Origin of the sequence: Salipaludibacillus aurantiacus (assembly GCF_900111295.1) — a bacterium.
Taxonomy (GTDB): Bacteria; Bacillota; Bacilli; order Bacillales; family Salisediminibacteriaceae; genus Salipaludibacillus; species Salipaludibacillus aurantiacus.
On the sequence record NZ_FOGT01000006.1, the window covers coordinates 40,051 to 57,944 of the forward strand.

The 17,894-nt window shown below is 43.4% G+C and carries 15 protein-coding genes; 5 read left to right on the forward strand and 10 right to left on the reverse strand.

Annotated elements, in window-relative coordinates:
- Nucleotides 1-251 precede the first annotated feature (251 nt).
- The gene (locus BMW59_RS08925) at nucleotides 252-995 is read left to right on the forward strand and encodes an Ltp family lipoprotein (protein WP_245733018.1); all 744 of its coding nucleotides are present in this window, start codon (nucleotides 252-254) and stop codon (nucleotides 993-995) included.
- Between the two features lie 222 nt (nucleotides 996-1,217).
- On the opposite strand, the gene BMW59_RS08930 is transcribed toward BMW59_RS08925, so the two are convergent.
- On the reverse strand, nucleotides 1,218-2,132 hold the full coding sequence (locus tag BMW59_RS08930; RefSeq protein ID WP_093050505.1) for a diacylglycerol kinase: 915 nt from the start codon (nucleotides 2,130-2,132) through the stop codon (nucleotides 1,218-1,220).
- 628 nt (nucleotides 2,133-2,760) lie between these two features.
- Between BMW59_RS08930 and BMW59_RS08935 the strand changes: the two genes are divergently transcribed.
- The 4 genes from BMW59_RS08935 to BMW59_RS08950 all read left to right on the forward strand — a co-directional run bounded on the left by BMW59_RS08935 (nucleotide 2,761) and on the right by BMW59_RS08950 (nucleotide 5,194).
- Nucleotides 2,761-3,228 carry a hypothetical protein gene (locus BMW59_RS08935; protein ID WP_093050508.1) on the forward strand — a complete coding sequence of 156 codons (468 nt, stop codon included), beginning with the start codon at nucleotides 2,761-2,763 and terminating at the stop codon, nucleotides 3,226-3,228.
- 724 nt (nucleotides 3,229-3,952) lie between these two features.
- Nucleotides 3,953-4,135 (forward strand): hypothetical protein, encoded by a 183-nt coding sequence (locus BMW59_RS08940; protein ID WP_093050511.1) that lies wholly within the window; start codon nucleotides 3,953-3,955, stop codon nucleotides 4,133-4,135.
- Nucleotides 4,136-4,147: 12 nt separating this feature from the next.
- A complete protein-coding gene (locus tag BMW59_RS08945) occupies nucleotides 4,148-4,669 on the forward strand; it encodes a GNAT family N-acetyltransferase (protein ID WP_245733019.1) in 522 nt (173 codons plus the stop codon).
- A 261-nt stretch (nucleotides 4,670-4,930) separates the two neighbouring features.
- Entirely contained in the window at nucleotides 4,931-5,194 is a 264-nt protein-coding gene (locus BMW59_RS08950) for a hypothetical protein (protein WP_093050514.1), read from the forward strand.
- Between the two features lie 31 nt (nucleotides 5,195-5,225).
- On the opposite strand, the gene BMW59_RS08955 is transcribed toward BMW59_RS08950, so the two are convergent.
- The 9 genes from BMW59_RS08955 to pcrA form a co-directional block, all read right to left on the reverse strand.
- Nucleotides 5,226-5,666, reverse strand: coding sequence for a hypothetical protein (locus BMW59_RS08955; protein WP_143051212.1), 441 nt, complete (start codon nucleotides 5,664-5,666; stop codon nucleotides 5,226-5,228).
- A gap of 320 nt (nucleotides 5,667-5,986) precedes the next feature.
- Entirely contained in the window at nucleotides 5,987-6,544 is a 558-nt protein-coding gene (locus BMW59_RS08960) for a TetR/AcrR family transcriptional regulator (RefSeq protein ID WP_093050520.1), read from the reverse strand.
- A 316-nt stretch (nucleotides 6,545-6,860) separates the two neighbouring features.
- A complete protein-coding gene (gene gatB, locus BMW59_RS08965; protein ID WP_093050523.1) occupies nucleotides 6,861-8,294 on the reverse strand; it encodes an Asp-tRNA(Asn)/Glu-tRNA(Gln) amidotransferase subunit GatB in 1,434 nt (477 codons plus the stop codon).
- A gap of 15 nt (nucleotides 8,295-8,309) precedes the next feature.
- On the reverse strand, nucleotides 8,310-9,770 hold the full coding sequence (gatA, locus tag BMW59_RS08970; RefSeq protein WP_093050526.1) for an Asp-tRNA(Asn)/Glu-tRNA(Gln) amidotransferase subunit GatA: 1,461 nt from the start codon (nucleotides 9,768-9,770) through the stop codon (nucleotides 8,310-8,312).
- A gap of 15 nt (nucleotides 9,771-9,785) precedes the next feature.
- Nucleotides 9,786-10,076, reverse strand: a complete 291-nt coding sequence (gene gatC / locus BMW59_RS08975; protein WP_093050529.1) for an Asp-tRNA(Asn)/Glu-tRNA(Gln) amidotransferase subunit GatC — start codon at nucleotides 10,074-10,076, stop codon at nucleotides 9,786-9,788.
- Nucleotides 10,077-10,301: 225 nt separating this feature from the next.
- Entirely contained in the window at nucleotides 10,302-11,768 is a 1,467-nt protein-coding gene (gene putP / locus BMW59_RS08980) for a sodium/proline symporter PutP (RefSeq protein ID WP_093050532.1), read from the reverse strand.
- Between the two features lie 496 nt (nucleotides 11,769-12,264).
- Nucleotides 12,265-13,443: a CamS family sex pheromone protein gene (locus BMW59_RS08985; protein ID WP_093050535.1), complete on the reverse strand. Its 1,179-nt coding sequence runs from the start codon at nucleotides 13,441-13,443 to the stop codon at nucleotides 12,265-12,267.
- A 145-nt stretch (nucleotides 13,444-13,588) separates the two neighbouring features.
- Nucleotides 13,589-15,592, reverse strand: coding sequence for an NAD-dependent DNA ligase LigA (ligA, locus tag BMW59_RS08990; protein WP_093050538.1), 2,004 nt, complete (start codon nucleotides 15,590-15,592; stop codon nucleotides 13,589-13,591).
- A 12-nt stretch (nucleotides 15,593-15,604) separates the two neighbouring features.
- Entirely contained in the window at nucleotides 15,605-17,851 is a 2,247-nt protein-coding gene (gene pcrA / locus BMW59_RS08995; protein WP_093050541.1) for a DNA helicase PcrA, read from the reverse strand.
- Between the last annotated feature and the right edge of the window lie 43 nt (nucleotides 17,852-17,894).

Genomic DNA, 17,894 nt, shown 5'->3' on the forward strand with positions numbered 1-17,894 from the left:
TATTATAGTAACTTTTACTATTATTAGTAGCTTTTTAGAAAAATACTGATACAATTAGCATGAGTCAAATTTCACTAGGGAGTTATCCCATGGAATAAAATTAAAAGAAGTTTTTTCATAAAGCCTGGTTCGCCTGACTAATGCTAGTCATCTTTCCTCCTATAAAACCCCTGAGCCGATTTAATTAAAAAATTTAAAAGGAGTTGTTACTTATGAAAAAATTAATTGGAATTAGCTTATTTGCTTTACTATTGAGTGCTTGCTCAGAGGATGATGTGGCAACGTCCACGAACGAAAACACAAACTCACTAAACAATGAATCTAACGTGAGTGAAATGAATGAGAACAACGTGAACAACGAATTGAATGAAAACAATGAGAACTCTGAGAACAATGACGTTGAAGAAAACAATGCTAACAACAATGAAGAAGAAGAGCTAGCTAATAATGAAAACAATACCAACGAAGAAGAAGCTTCTGAATCAGATAATAACAACAGCGAAGAAAACACCACCGAAGAAGAAGTGGTTGAAGAAATTGAAGAAGAAACTGCAGAAGAGAGTCTCACTGTTTCACAGGAAAATGCCATTCGTAAAGCTAAGGATTATTTTAATTATTCTGCCTTCTCAAAATCAGGCTTAATTGATCAATTAGAATTTGAAGGGTTTGATACTGAAGATGCCACGTTTGCAGTTGAAAACATTGAAGTGGATTGGAGAGAGCAAGCAGTCTTATCGGCTGAACAATATCTTGACTATTCAGCGTTCTCAAGAAGTGGGTTGGTTGATCAATTAGAATTTGAAGGGTTCGATAACGAAGATGCCACGTTTGCGGTTGAAAACATTGAAGTGGATTGGAGAGAGCAAGCAGTGATAATGGCTGAACAATATCTTGACTATTCAGCGTTTTCAAGAAGCGGATTGATTGAGCAATTGGAATTTGAAGGATTTAGCACTGAAGATGCCACTTATGCCGTTGACCAAGTTGGATTGTAAAACAGTAAGAGTAAATATTATCTTTCCAGGGAGCTGCGTGCTTATGTGCGTTGCTCTTTTTTTATAATAACTCTTTTTACCCCTCCAATCCTTCCATTCAGGCATTTGCCGGCCCCTATTCTGACCTCGCCCTGTTTTCCAACTTTTAGTACAATATAAAAAACCCGGTTGTACAGCAGCCTGATTCCATTCTGCCGCCCCAACCGGGTCTACTCTTATTTTTTAGTACAATTCCTGAAATCGTCCTAATTTTTTTTCAGGTACAATCATCTGAACATGGTTGTGAAGGCAGACAAACTCACCAGGAAGTGAGCCGCCGAACTCGCCGTCGAGGTTCAGCTGAAGTTCATTTTGGGCATGAATTTTAATTCGGTTTGCCTGAACGTACATAATCCTCTCATCATTGAGGTGCTCCCCGCGCATGGCTGCACCGGTGAGACGTACAACATCTGCCAGGTTTGTTTTCTTAAGAATAATCATATCGAACAGGCCGTCATTTAAGTAAGCATCCGGGGCCAGTTTCTCGAAACCACCAACGGAGTTAGTGTTACAGACGAGAAACAGCATAATTTCTCCCTCAAACCACCGGCCGTCGTACTCAATTGTGACGTGGGTCGGCTTGATGCGCGGCAGTTTTTCAAACCCTTTTACATAATAAGCAACCTGGCCCATCATCGTTTTTAAGCGGCTCGGCACTTCGTAAGTCAGTTCCGTCAAGGTTCCTGCCCCGGCAATATTTATAAAGTATTTATTTTCAACTTTGCCAACATCTACTGATTGGAGCTTCCCTTCCAAAAGGACATCACAGGCTGATTCAATATTTTTCGGGATATGCAAAGCACGTGCGAAATCGTTAGTTGTTCCTCCCGGAAGAATACCGAGAGCCGGACGATTTTTCTGCTCTGCCATACCATTTATAACTTCGTGGATGGTCCCGTCGCCGCCCGCTGCTACAATAAGGTCGAACTTTCTCTCACAAGCACGCGTGGCCGCTTGTTTTGCGCAGTCTTTACCGGTTGTGGCATGAGCAGACGTCTCATACCCTGCTGTTTCCAGCTTATCTAAAATGTAGGGGAGATGCTTTTTTACCTGTTCCCTTCCAGATGAAGGGTTATATATTAACCTGGCCTTTTTCATAATCTATCCTCCGTACTTCTGGAAAAATAAAAAGCGGCAAACATGCCACCTGGCGTTTCACCGGTCTCCGGTAAATAAACCACCGCTTTCATTAACTTAAAAAAATTAAGTCATTCTTACTATTCATACCCTCAGTATATCATTTCTAACATTTATTTAGAATTAATTCATTTAAGATGAAGAGAGTTTGAAACACACTGTCATATATCCCTTCATTTTACTTGCCCTTAACCTTCTTGTTGCGTTTATGGGAAGCGATCTAACTTATTTCTCTGATGTGCCCCGCACGCCTTTACTGCAAGGTATCTTCAGGCCCCTTATAACACAGCAAGAACTTCCGTAAAGTTTGTATATAAAAGCCCTTCATATAACCAGGACTTTTTCATCCTATTTTTATTGTCCCATTATTTCTTCAACTTCTCCGGGTAAATTACATATACACGTTTGTAAAACCTTGGATTTGAAGTTAACGTAAAATAAACCTGGGGAAACATTTTAGTATCAGCTAACATTAAAAACGATACTGAAAGCTTTCTATGCTTGGCCTAAAAAATTCCTCAGGTGTGAGCAAAATCATAGCTGAGCTGCCTGTTTTGTTTTAATATGTTATTAAAGGAGGTTCACAAAAATGTCAAAATTGTTTCACAGGTTGTTCATAAGTGTGTTGTCGGTAGTCTTATTCAGTTCACTTCTGGCGGGATATCAATATTACTTTGTCCACGGACAGGAGCTGAACTATGCGTTATTAATGGGTATTTACTCTTTTTATACCGCTCCGGTATTTATCCTTGGAGGCGTGCCGGCAACTTACCTGATTGATTATTTACTTAAAAAAGAGGCCATTACAACTATCCATGCCTATTTGCGTTCATTCGGTATGTACGGGGCAGCGGGAGTAGTTGTCGCTATGATTTATTTTGCGTTAACCTCTATGGCAACCGGCCAGTTTTATTTTACATTAAGTGAATCCGTCTCGAGTATTATGATCGGAATAGCCGCTGCAGCGGTGTACTACCATATCCAGCTGCTTCTTCATATTAACTGGGAAAAATTAAAGCAAAAGCAACGTGAAGAACAGCAGGCACAGGAGTATTAAATCCATGAAAAGCAGCCAATGCGGCTGCTTTTTTGAGCGCTTTTTAAAGTTACGCCGACTTGGAAATAACGGATCAACTAATTAGGTAATTGTAATATATAGGCAGATGACTTTTAAAAAGAATGTGAGGAACTCGTTTTTAATAGAGAGTCAGATAATAATTATTCAAAGTTACTGATTGAAGAGGGAAATTCGCCAATTGATTCTATTTTTCGCTGATAGAAACCGCATTTTCGCTGGTAGAGGCCCTGTAAAAAAGCACATTAAAAAAACGGCCCTGTCCGTCGTGCACCACGGGGCCGTTTTACGTTACACTTTCTACATACATCTTAGACATAACCTTCTTCCTGCAACTTATGTTACTTTTAATTTTTTTCCGGTCCGTTGCATACCATCGGTAAATTTGGCACACACCGTTCACTTACTGGCAGTTTCACACTCCTTTGCAAGTTTACCGGCAGAAGACCTTAAAGGATCATCAATAGTTTTTCGATTGAAAACCCCTTTCGCTTCATATTAGCAACCCCTCCGGATTACTTACTTCATATCTTAATCAATTAATTATTAATTGTAAATATTCAGAATCTTCCGTTTTGGGCTCATTATAGGCACTTTCCTAAATATATCGTAAGATTTCTTTTAATAACTGATTATTTTATTTTTTTCTCAACGAAAATGACAAGCTTCGATCATTTCTGTAAGATTAAGGGACGGGGGTGATTGAATGAACCGAAAATGGTTTACCATTATTACTTTAACCCTGGTTACCCTTATAGTCACACTTGTATTTATGAACGAATACAGTATTTACCAGGCAACAGAACTGTGCAGGGAAGTTGGGGGTTTACCGGGAGTTGACAGAGACTTCCTTCCAATTAACTGGTCATTTACATGCATCCGCCCATAAGGAGAAGAAAAGATGAATACATATGACAAGCCTTTGTTTTCAATAAACGAGATGACTCTGGAAGCTGCTGAGTCTATCTCTAAATGGACCTATGACTATCCTTACGAACTTTACAGCATGGATGGATCAGAGGAGATTATATCTGCACTGTTAAAAGAGGGTTATTACCTGGTGTCGTTCACAGAGGTGCCGTATTTTGGATATTTCTGCCTTGGTGAAGAAGCAAGGGTGCCGGGCGGATACGAGGCGGGCATATATCTTCCTAATGAGACTCACGTCATCGACCTCGGGCTGGGGATCCACCCGGAATGGACGGGTAAAGGATACGGGCCCGCCTTCATGGCCAGCATCCTTAAATGGATACGGTCAAACAGAGAGGTTTCCGATGTCCGGCTTGTAGTAGCTGCTTTTAACGAAAGGGCGATACGCTTATATAAAAAAGCAGGATTTGTCAGGCACGACCTTTTTTATACGCGTGTTGGAGCTGCCGACATTCCTTTTATTTCTATGGTGAGGCCTGGCTCTAAGATGTAATCCCAGGTTGCAAGGACTACCTGAATATCAGCTTAACTTACTAATCTATGATGCTGATGACAAAAATATGACTTATTTTTTGCCTGGCTTCAGGTCAAAATAATAAACCGGCAAATAAAAAACTGATCTGTCTAACAGATCAGCGGTTATATACCTATTCCAGTTTACATATTCGTCAAAAAATAAGCAAAAGACATATTGAGAGATGAGCTGAGTTTTGAGATGATGGCATAAGATATCCAACGAAAGGAGCGGAAGGCAGTGAAGCAGGCGTTTGATTATATTTTTATCTTCCTCATCGGTTATCAGGCCTACTTTCTTATTTCTTTACTTACTGTCTCCGGTGCCAATCAGGAACTGTCTTTAGCTGTTTCACTTTTAGCCTTGCTCCTGTGTCTCTTCGTCTGGCTGCAGCGGAACACCAGATTTTCCCCCACGCATGTCACCATGGCTGTGACTACAGGGGTTCTCAGTTTAAGCTCAATTGCTGTCTATGCTTACTTATTGGCCGTTCATGTCATCTAACTTTTAACCCGCGACGGGCATATTGCCGGCCTTATGCCGACACGCCCACTCTCGGTTTTTTATATTTTCTAATGTAACGCACAAACCAGGTGTACATCAGCCGTGCTGATACGATAAGGACAAATGTAAAAGTCACCAGCCCCATATTTGAGAATACCACGTGGCTTATAGTGGAATTCAGCCCAATCATATAAACGGCAAAAAAGACAACTTGAAGGAACGTGACAAAGTGAGGATACAAGATTCTTCTCATTCTTCTTTGCACCGGAATTAGTTTCATCCAGTCTATCACCTGGAGCGGAATAATCCATAAAAAAGTCCCCGCCGCAAACCAGAATAATGCCGTCCAGGATTCAATAATAATTTCAGTCCCCATGACAGCCGAAGTGATGAGCACCATGCCGGCAATCCCTACAATAAAGAAACCAATAATACTTATTAAACTGACTGCTAACTTCAGTAAATCTTTCATGTTTAAAGACAAACCTTTCTTTTCCAAATATTCCATCAGGATTCTGTATATACAGAGGTCCTTTACACACATGTTTGTGATTATAACACAGCAGACTACTATGTAAAGCCGCACACCTCTTTTCTTACCTTAATAATATGCCTGTCCAGGCGATTATTATTACTGACAGAAAAATATCGCTGTTTAAGTTCAATTTGCTTCTAAATCGGGGCAGGATCAGTTAATTACCACAGGATCTCTACTCCTTTTAAACATGGTGAATGGCGGTCCACAAATAAAAGGGAATAACTGGGGGGACAGACCCCCCAGTTATTCCCTTTTTATTTTAATTTAAAGCTGGCCACATAATCAGAAAGTAGATGCTCCTTCTCTTCTTCTGACAGTGCATAATAGTCCTCATCAGAGGGCAGGCACAAGTAACTGAGGAATATACCGCTTAATTGCCGTTCCCAATTGGCTGTATCAATGTGAAGGTTGTTCAGTTTGGCATGGTCCTTCACAGCCTTCTCAAGCGAACAGAATATCATTTCAGGCAAGTCAATTTCTTCAGGAAGGTTGCCCATTAGACGTTCGGCTAAAAGCATTCTCACAAGACTGCGGTTTTGTGAAATAAGGTTAAGCCGGTTATCAATTAACACACGTAAAAACTCTTCAGTATCTTTTATTTCCGCTTCTTCCTTCCACTTTAAAAGATCTTGTTGTTCCACCGCTGATTTTACCGAAGCCTTAAACAACCCTTCCTTTGTTCCAAACTTGCGGAACAGCGTCATTTCGGCAACCTCCGCTTCATTAGCTAATTCCTGGGTGGTAGCCTGGAAGCCTTTATTAATAAACACTTTAATTGCTGCGTTTTTAATCTGGTCTGTTTTATCTCTCATATAATACTCCTCTTTACACTTTCTGCCAGATTGTAATTATCAGGTCATCTCTTGATAATCCCTCTGAAATACAGATAGGTAATTATTAGTTGCTGTTAAGCTGCTATATCAATAAGCACCATAATATCAAACCTCTCCAATGGTTACCATAATAATCCTATATTATAAATAATTGACTATCCATAAGTTAATTTATGGAGAAATCTTTTTGCTTTTGTCCTACCTGTTAATCCTGAAAAAAACAAACTGATGATAAATTCTGTTCCACAAAAAAACTCACCTGGCCCCTCCTCGGGACAAGATGAGTTTCTTATGTCTATCTTTGTTTAATCTCTTCAACGAGCAATTTATTGACTACCTGCGGGTTGGCTTTTCCTTTAGATGCTTTCATAATCTGGCCGACGAGGAAGCCGATTGCTTTATCTTTCCCGTTTTTATAATCGTCCACTGACTGAGGGTTCTCATCCAGTGTCTTCACGACCATTTGACGGATTTCACCTTCGTCGCTGATTTGTACGAGCCCCTTGTCTTTAACGATCTTTTCAGGATCCCCGCCTTTTTCAATCAGTTCTTTAAACACCTTCTTCGCAATTTTTGAAGAAATCGTGCCTTTTTCTATTAACTGAATCATTTTAACAAGACCGTCTGGTGTTAACGGCACCTCGGTAATCTCTTTTCCATTCTGGTTTAAATAGGCGCTCACTTCACCCATGAGCCAGTTAGACAGCTGCTTTGGAGGACCGTCAAGTTCCAGTCCTTCCTCGAAAAAGTCACTCATCGCTTTTTGCTGGGTGAGCACCTTCGCATCGTATTCCGGCAGACCTAATTTTTTAATATAACGCTTTTGTCTGGCGTCAGGCAATTCCGGAATGCTTTCGCGCACCCTCTCTATCCATTCATCATTGATATACAGGTTTTCGAGATCCGGTTCAGGGAAGTAGCGGTAATCATCAGAGCCTTCTTTTACTCTCATCAGAATGGTTTTCTTTCCGGCGTCATCCCAACGGCGCGTTTCCTGAAGTATTTTAACACCGTTTAACAGGTCTTTCTCCTGGCGCTTTTCTTCATACTCCAGCCCTTTTTGCACGTGAGTAAAGGAGTTCAGGTTTTTAAGTTCCGTCTTTGTCCCAAACTCTTTCTGGCCTTTAGGACGAAGAGACACGTTAGCATCACAACGCAGCGAGCCTTCCTCCATCTTACAGTCGGAAACTTCCGTGTACTGCATAATCGCCTTCAGTTTTTCCAAATAAGCGTATGCTTCTTCAGGGCTGCGGATATCCGGCTCAGAGACGATCTCAACAAGCGGGGTTCCTACACGGTTATAATCAACGAGGCTGTACCCTTCTCCTTCTGCGTGCGTCAGTTTCCCTGCATCTTCTTCAAGGTGAAGGCGGGTAATGCCGATCTTCTTTTTCTCGCCGTTCACTTCAATTTCGATCCAGCCATTCTCGCCGACCGGCTTATCAAATTGGGAAATCTGGTACGCCTTAGGGTTATCCGGGTAAAAATAATTTTTCCGGTCAAATTTAGTCAGGCGGTTAATGTCGCAATTTAAAGCCATAGATGCTTTCATAGCGAAGTCAACGGCCTGTTTATTTAACACAGGCAGAACCCCGGGATGGCCTAAACAGACAGGACATGTATGGGTATTAGGCGGTGCTCCGAATTCGGTAGAGCAGCCGCAGAAAATCTTTGAGTTTGTTTTCAGTTCAACGTGCACTTCTAATCCAATGACAGTTTCAAAACTCATTCTCCGTCTCCCTCCTTACAGTTCCGGCTTCATTTTATGGTGGTCGGTGGCTTGTTCAAAGGCATGGGCCACTTTATAGACTGTTTCTTCATCGAAGTGTTTCCCAATAATTTGCAGACCGACAGGCAGTCCATCAGCCTGTCCGCACGGAACACTTATAGCAGGCACTCCTGCGAGGTTCATCAGGTTCGTTAAAATATCATTCACATACATCGTTAACGGATCTTCAACATTTTCTCCGATTTTAAACGGCACAGTAGGCGTGGTTGGCCCAATTAACACATCGTATTGAAGGAATAAATCTTCAAAGTCTTCTTTAACGAGCGTCCTGACTTTCTGGGCTTTCGTATAATAAGCGTCGTAATATCCGGAACTTAAAGCAAAGGTACCGAGCATAATCCGGCGTTTTACTTCATCACCGAACCCTTCGCTGCGGGTCTTTTTATAAGTCTGAAGAAGCTCGTTTTCTTCTTTTCTGACGCCGTAACGGATGCCGTCAAAACGCGCCAGGTTGGCTGACGCTTCAGAAGAAGACAGGATATAGTAAGCGGGAAGAGCATATTTTGAATGAGGCAGGGAGACTTCCTCACACGTCGCACCCAGCTCTTCAAGCTTTGCAAGCGCCTCTTTAATGCGGGCTTTTACACCATCTTCTACCCCCGCTGCTAAAAATTCTTTTGGAACGCCGATCTTCATTCCTTTAATATCACCTGTTAAAGCTTTCAAATAGTCAGGGACAGGCTTATCAACACTTGTGGAATCCCGGTGGTCATGTCCGGCAATTTTCTGCATGACATAAGCATTGTCTTCCACTGTCCGGGTAATCGGCCCGATCTGGTCAAGTGACGACGCAAAGGCAATCAGACCGTAACGGGAGACACGTCCATATGTAGGCTTTAAACCGACAACCCCGCAGAAAGCGGCAGGTTCACGGATAGAACCGCCCGTATCAGATCCCAGCGTAAAAGGAACCTGGCCGGATGCAACTGCAGCGGCAGAACCTCCGCTTGACCCTCCCGGAACACGTGATAAATCCCATGGGTTTCGGCACAGCTTGTAGCTGGAATTTTCATTAGATGACCCCATGGCAAATTCATCCATATTAAGCTTCCCGACAGTGATTGTGTTAGCGTCGATTAATTTCTCTACCGCTGTGGCATTGTACACCGGTTCAAAATTATCCAGGATCTGGCTGGCAGCAGTCGTCTTCATGCCAAGTGTCATCATATTATCTTTTATTCCGACCGGCAGGCCAAACAAAATTTCTGATGGATCTGCTTTTCCTTCAGATAGCTGTTCGTCAAGTTTTTTAGCCTGCGCCATAGCATTTTCTTCGTTCAAAAGAAGGAAAGCCCCCACTTTATCGTCCACTTCTTTTATTCGTTTAAATGATTCCTTAACGAGATCAGTCACTGTTACTTCCTGTTTATGTAGCAATTCATGTAAATCACTTAACGTGTGATCAAACAGTTCCATTAATTTTTTCCCTCCCTACTCAAGCACTGACGGCACTTTAAATTGACCGTCTTTTTGGTCTGGTGCATTTCTCAACGTTTCTTCCCTTGGCAATGAAGGCTTTACTTCATCTTCCCTAAGGACATTCTGGACATCCAGGACGTGGGATGTCGGCTCCACGTTATCTGTTTCAAGCTCATTTAGCTGTTCAGCAAAATTAATAATTTCATCAAGTTCAAAAGCGAACTTTTCGATTTCTTCTTCGGTAAATTCAAGCCTCGCCAAATGGGCGACGTGTTTCACCTGGTTTTTCGTGATTCTTTCCATCTTATTTCCGCACCTCCAAAATAACTGAATCTTTGCTCAAAATCTGACTTTACAATAGTATGATCATATCAAATAAGCACCGTACAAGCAATCAGAGCCTGAAACAGGGAAAAACTGGGGTGTCTGTCCCTCCAGAAACTGGGGGGACAGACACCCCAGTTTCTGGAACAGCAAAAAACACCGCAGGCCAGCGAAGTGCCGCTGCCTGCGGTGCAGAAGATTCATTTACAAGCTTGCTTTAAATTTATCGAATTGTTCCAGAACTTCTTTCTCAGGCTCTTTTGTTGCGAGAGAAACCGCATAAACGGCAATCCACGCCAGAATAAAACCTGGAACAATTTCATATAGAGCAAACGGGATAACTTCATTAGCAGTTAGAATATCCCAAATAATCACAGTCGCACCGCCGACGATCATTCCGGCGAGTGCTCCCCATTTCGTCATCCGCTTCCAGAAAAGCGCCAGAATCACAACCGGGCCGAAAGCTGCCCCAAATCCTGCCCAGGCGTAACCGACAAGGTCGAGTACTGTAGATTCAGGATTATAGGCGAGAAAGATCGCGAACAGGGCAATGGCCACCACACCAAGTCTTCCGACTAAAACAAGTTCACGCTGAGAAGCATTTTTACGGAACAACGCTTTGTAAAAGTCCTCAGTCAATGCACTTGACGATACAAGCAGCTGTGAATCAATCGTACTCATAATCGCAGCTAAAATAGCGGCAAGCAGGAAGCCGGACACCCATGGATGGAAGAGCACCTGAGTGAACTCAATAAACACTGTTTCAGGGTTATCAAGTGGAGATTCGGCAAAATAGGCGATTCCGACAAACCCGGTGAAAATAGCACCGAACAGGGCGAAGACCATCCAGCTCATCCCTACAAGGCGGGCTTTCGGAATCTCTGCTTTCGATTTAACCGCCATAAAACGGGCGATAATATGAGGCTGTCCAAAATAACCGAGCCCCCATGCCAGAAGTGAAATAATACCCAGTGTGGTCGTCCCGGTAAAGACGTCTAAATAAACAGGATCTATCTCTCCGACCCGCTGAACAGTTTGATTCCATCCTCCCATGTTTTGAATAGCCACTACAGGCACAATAATCAAAGCTAAAAACATGAGGATCCCCTGAGCAAAGTCTGTCCAGGATACAGCGAGGAAGCCTCCAAGGAAAGTATATGAAATAATAACAATAGCTCCGATCCATAGCGCCTGAGTGTATGTGAACCCAAATGAATTTTCAAATAAAATTGCCCCGCCGACAAGACCGGATGATGTATAAAACGCAAAGAATACTAAAATAACAAGGGCTGATACAATCCGTAAAATCTTCGACTGATCGTTAAATCTGTTTTCAAAGAAATCAGGGAGCGTGATAGAATCACCGGCGATTTCCGTATACATTCGAAGCCGTGTCGCGATAAACTGCCAATTCAGATAGGCACCCATCGCCAGACCGATACCAATCCATATTTCCGTCATTCCGTAGGCGTACATCGCTCCCGGAAGACCTAATAGCAGCCAACTGCTCATATCTGAAGCACCGGCACTTAATGCAGCGACGCCCCCGCCAAGACGGCGTCCGCCTAAAACGTAGTCAGATAAATTACTGGTCATTTTGTAGGCTACAAGCCCAATTGCCAGCATACCTACCAGATAAATAATAAAGGTAATTAACGTGGAAGTATCCACAACTACTCTCTCCTCTCAGTAAAAAACGTTATTATTGATAAGATAACTAAAAGCGGCAATGGAACAAAAAGCCAGAACCAAGTTGCTGTTGTCAATGCGTGTTCCATGAAGTCACCTCCTCTGGTTATTCATTTCAGGAGCAGCCTCTTAAAAGGCTTGGAAATAGTATCTCCGTATACACCTGTATACATTTATCCAAATATTTCAAATTAACAGTAACTCCTGAAATAAAAGTCACAAGCAGAACTATACCACAATTAAGAGTAAAGAACATTCTGAACATTTTTATTTTCAAACGCTTATGCATTTTTATACATTAAATACCGCTAATAATACGCTATCATTTTTATATAGACATATATATTCATAAAAAATAATGAAAATAAATTGAGATTTTCACATAAATGACACTATTTATAAATTTATAAAGCTCTTTTGCATTTTAAGAAAAAACAAAAATCCCGGACATATTAAATATGTCCGGGGGAGGAGCGGTTTATCTGTATACGTGAATATAGGGTTCCTGCTCAGGATACTGAACAACAAGCCCCTCGGACCCGTTAACTGACTCAATGTACACATAAATAGGCACGTTCACCGAAAAGGCGGAATCCAGTCTTCCGCTGATAAACTGGGTCAAAGCAATGATCTCTGCTTTCCCATGGGATTGAAGGTTCAGCTCTATTTTTAATTCATTCAGATTTTCATTATTATAACGCCCTTTACCAACGACTCCTACCTGATGGTCAAAGAAGTTTTCAATATCTTCCCTGAATTGCGAGAAACTGCTTGATAAATTCGGCTGAACATCTCTTGCCCTGTTGGAAGGAAAAACGAAATAATCTTCATTAATCGCTTCCCAGTTCCCGAGTTCCATCTCTCCGCTGCCGGCCTGGCTTAATGACACGAACGTTCCCGGCACCACCGATCCGCGGCCTTCTTCCTGATAGAGGGCAAACGTAATAGGTACTTCTTCGAGGCCTTCCATTTCCCTCATTCTCTCAAGCATTGTCTGGGCAGCCCGCCGGCCGTACTCGAGGGCCTCCTCACCGTCTATGTCTCTTTCATGAAAGTGGTATCCGCCATCTTCATCTTCTGTCTGGAAATAATAAACGTCATTCAAAGATATGCCCATAACAACGCCGCCTAAAGACACACCTTCCTCTTCACTTCCCGTGTAATAATTATGTTCCATAATATGAGATAACACTATCGGATTATCGCCCATCTGATCTTCAGTTGATTCTTCATCTGCTAAAGGAGGGTTCAAACCGTACATGTAACGTTCTTCTTCAGGGTCGTATCTGCGAAGCCAGCTGTTTATACGCCCTCCGGAAAGGAAAGTTCCTTCCTGAAAATAATACTCTTCCTGGTCATACACTCCGCTCGCAATCTCCATAAGACCCAATTCAAACTGATTTATATCAATCCGGCTATTCATCGAATGAGCTACACTTCCCCGCGATTCACTCCGCTGGTACGTCCCGTCTACGAGTACATTCCTGTAAAAATGGTCGGGTGATTCGATGGTTGGTGTAATGATGTATTCAATTTCTTCTTCTTCCTCAGTCTCTTCCACCACGATCACATCTTCTTCGCTTCTTTCCAGACCTGGAATACAGCCGGATAACATCACAGCACATACAAGACTCAAAAAACCTAACTTTTTCTTCATTCATCCCACACTCCTCGCCACCGGCCCATGGCGTGTTCATCTGTCGATATACAAGCAGTCGGCCGATTAACAATCTCTCAGTTATTTTCTCATACTGTCCCTTTGTAATCCAGCCAACCTTTTGCTTTATTTTCATCTGTGAAAATTATCCTAATTCTTCCACAAATCTCTCTTCGTTCCAAATTTCGATGTTCAGATCTTCAGCTTTCTTCAGCTTCGACCCTGCTTTTTCACCCGCTACCAGCAAGTCTGTCTTACTAGTCACACTTCCCGTCACTTTTCCGCCCCGGGCTTCCACTTCGGCTTTCGCTTCGTCCCGGGTCATCTGTTCCATGCTCCCGGTAAGAACGACCGTTTTCCCGGTAAAAAAGGAGTCAGCTCCAACGTCACTCTGAAGTTTAGGGCCTTTATAAACCATATTAATTCCAAGCTCTTTCAGCTCTTCAAGCAACTCCTGAACTTCTTTCTGTTCAAAATAAGTGGCGATGGCGTCTGCCATTTTAGTTCCAATCTCATCGACAGCTTCCAGTTCTTCCACTGTAGCGTTTTTAAGTGTCTCCATCGTCTCGAATGTCATAGCAAGTGTTTTGGCTGCCTTAGATCCCACATAACGGATGCCTAGTCCGAATAACAGCTTCTCCAATGAATTGTCTTTACTCGCTTCAATGGCGTTCAGTAAATTATCCGTCGATTTTTCTCCCATGCGTTCGAGTTTCAGCAGTTCATCCCTGTCGAGCCGGTAAAGGTCAGCGACATCTTTTATGAGATTATGTTCGAAAAGCTGTGTAATCACCCGCTCCCCAAGACCATCGATGTTCATCGCGTTGCGGGACACAAAGTGGATCAGCCCTTCACGTATTTGCGCCGGGCATTTAGGGTTCACGCATCTCAGTGCCACTTCTCCTTCTATGCGGATCAGCTCGCTGGCACATTCAGGGCACTCCTCAGGCATATGGAACTCTTTTTCCTCACCTGTTCGCTGTTCTGTCAGGACATTCACAACTTTAGGAATGACATCCCCTGCTTTTTTAATCGTCAGCTTGTCACCGATCTTCACATCCTGTTCCCTGATCATATCCTCATTGTGGAGGGTAGCGCGCCTTACCGTTGTACCCGCTACAGAGACTGGAGACAAAATCGCGGTCGGAGTCACCACTCCCGTACGACCCACATTTAATTCAATATCTTCCAGAGTCGTCACGACTTCTTCAGCCGGGAATTTAAATGCTGTCGCCCATCTAGGGTTTTTGGCAGTGAAGCCAAGCTTTTTCTGGGCTTGGATACTGTCCACTTTAATAACGATTCCGTCAATTTCGTAAGGAAGATCCCCCCGCTTGTCCATCCAGCTCTCGCAGTAGTCAATTACTTCCTCTATATTTGTGCAGTGCTTTGTCTCTTCATTTGTTTTAAACCCAAGTTCTTTAACGTATTTAAGGGACTCATGATGGGAGTCCAGCTCTTTATCTTCGAGTTTCCCAACAGAATAAATAAAGATATCGAGGTTTCTTCTGGCAGCGATTTTAGGATCAAGCTGTCTAAGCGAGCCCGCCGCCGCATTTCTCGGATTGGCAAATAAGGATTCCCCGTTCTTCTCTTTCTCTTCATTCAGACGGTTAAAGGACTTTTTCGGCATAAATGCTTCACCGCGTACTTCAATATCTGCCGCCTGTTTCAGTTTCAGCGGAATAGACGGAATAGTTCGTAAATTGCTCGTAATATCTTCACCGGTCGTTCCATCGCCGCGTGTGGCGCCCTGAATAAACCTTCCCGCCTCATATTTAAGATTGACTGCAAGCCCGTCAATTTTCAATTCACAAATATAAGAAGGTTCATAGCCAAGCCCCTGCTGAACCCGCCGGTCAAAATCACGGAGTTCCTGGTCATCAAACGCATTAGATAAACTCAGCATCGGTTCATCGTGCTGGACTTTTTTAAAATAGTCGAGCGGCTCGCCGCCCACACGTTCACTTGGAGAGTCATCCCGCTTTAAATCAGGATGATCCTCTTCAAGTCTCATAAGCTCTTTAAGAAGGTGGTCGTACTCTGCATCCGAAACTTTCGGATTGTCCAGAACATAATAGTGATGAGCGTAATCATTGAGTTGATCTGTCAGGTGGTCTATTTGCTTTTTCACATCGTCATTTGCCATGTTCTTCTCACCTTAACCTTTCGTAATCGGTGCAAATTTAGCGGCCAGCCGCTTCACGCCAACTTCAGGGAAAGCGATATCGAGTTCCACGTTCTCTCCGCTGCCTTTTAAGCTGACGACGGTTCCTGTACCCCATTTTTTGTGAAGGGCTTTGTCACCCACCGCCCAGGCGAACGATGCTCCCTGGGTAGTCGTTGTCTGCGGTCGCGGTGACGGTTTTCGTGGCTGTGGCTGAGGCCTGGCAGAACTTTGTACTTGCCTGCCGCCGCCACCCGATCGGGACGTCTGCATCCAAGGCGGTGTCGCTGCCTGTGCCCTTCCGCCTTGCGCTTGTTCCACCAATTCATCAGGAATTTCACTTAAAAACCTGGAAGGCGGGTTCATATTCGTCCGGCCGTAAAGTGTCCGCATACGGGCCCGGCTCATATAAAGATGGCGCTCAGCACGTGTAATACCTACGTAAGCAAGACGGCGCTCCTCTTCCATCTCCACTTCTTCCATTAAAGCCCGGCTGTGCGGGAAGACGCCTTCTTCAAGCCCGATCAGGAAAACAACCGGGAATTCAAGCCCCTTTGCTGAGTGAAGGGTCATAAGAAGCAGCTTTTCTTCCGCTTCCTCATCGTCATCCACCTGATCGATGTCTGCGATAAGCGCCAGATCAGTCAGGAAGGCAACGAGTGTTTTATCTTCATTCACTTCTTCAAACTCTTTTGCTACGGTTAAAAATTCATTTATGTTTTCCAGGCGGCCTTCTGCCTCTAAACTTTTATCATTTTTCAGCATATCCCTGTAGCCTGTTTTCTCGAGAAGCTCTTCTACAAGTTCCATGACCGGCAGGTATTCCTGCATCTGTACCCAGCCTCTCAGCTGGTCGCCGAACTCGCTGAGCGTTTTCGTAAATCTGGCGCTCAGGCCAACCTGATCGATTTCCTGAATAGTCTGGAAAAGCGACAAATCATGCTGGTTAGCGTACGCCTGAAGTTTATCAAGTGTCGTATTGCCGATGCCCCGCTTCGGAACATTAATAATCCGGCGTAAACTGATATCATCGTCCGGATTCGCTACAAGCCGCAAATACGCAAGCAGGTCTTTAATCTCTTTTCTGTCATAGAACTTCGTGCCGCCCACAATGGTATAAGGCAAATTGGATTTTACGAAAAGTTCCTCAATGACACGGGATTGGGCATTAGTCCTGTAAAGCACCGCAATGTCAGCGGGTGTATACTTTCCGCTGTCTATATGCTCCTTAATTTTACCGACCACATGCTGCGCTTCATCATGCTCATTGTCGGCCTCATAATAATTGAGTTTATCCCCGTCGATATTCTGTGTCCAAAGGTTCTTAGGCTTTCGCCCGGTATTATAGTCGATAACTTTATTGGCAGCCTCAAGAATCCGTTTCGTAGAACGGTAATTCTGTTCAAGCATTACCACTGTGGCATTTGAATAATCTTTCTCGAACGACAGAATGTTCTGGATGTCCGCTCCCCGCCACCGGTAAATGGACTGGTCAGAGTCACCAACGACACAGATATTTTTATGGCGGTCGGCCATCATATTAACTAACACATATTGTGCCCTGTTCGTATCCTGATACTCGTCTACCATAATATAGCGGAATCGGCGCTGGTAATACTCCAGCACTTCCGGCACTTGTTTAAAAAGCCTGATTGTCGTCATAATCAAGTCGTCAAAATCAAGCGCCTGATTTTTCTTCAGCTCCTTCTTGTACGCTTCATACACTTTATGAACGGTATCTTCATAATACCCATTAGCTGTTTTTGCATAATCAGCCGGTGTCTTCAGCTCATTTTTCGCCGAGCTGATTGACCCGAGAATGGAACGGGGATCAAACTTCTTCGGATCCAGATTCATTTCTTTGACAAGCCGCTTAATGACCGTTTTCTGGTCTGTTGAATCGAGGATTGTAAAATTCCGGTTGAAACCGATACGGTCGATATCCCTGCGGAGAATCCGCACACACATCGAGTGGAACGTCGAAATCCACATATCTTCAGCTTCACTGCCGATAATGCTCTTAACACGGTCTTTCATTTCGCGGGCTGCCTTGTTCGTAAATGTAATAGCCAGAATAGACCAGTGCGGCACCCCTTTTTCACCGATTAAATAAGCAATTCTGTGTGTCAGTACGCGCGTCTTTCCACTACCCGCACCTGCCATAATCAGCAGCGGACCGTCTCCGTGCCTGACCGCTTCCTGCTGTTCAGGGTTTAATCCTTCCAATAATTCGTTTCTCATCATACCACCATCCAAACGTACGTTCTGTTTTGTTCTATTTTAC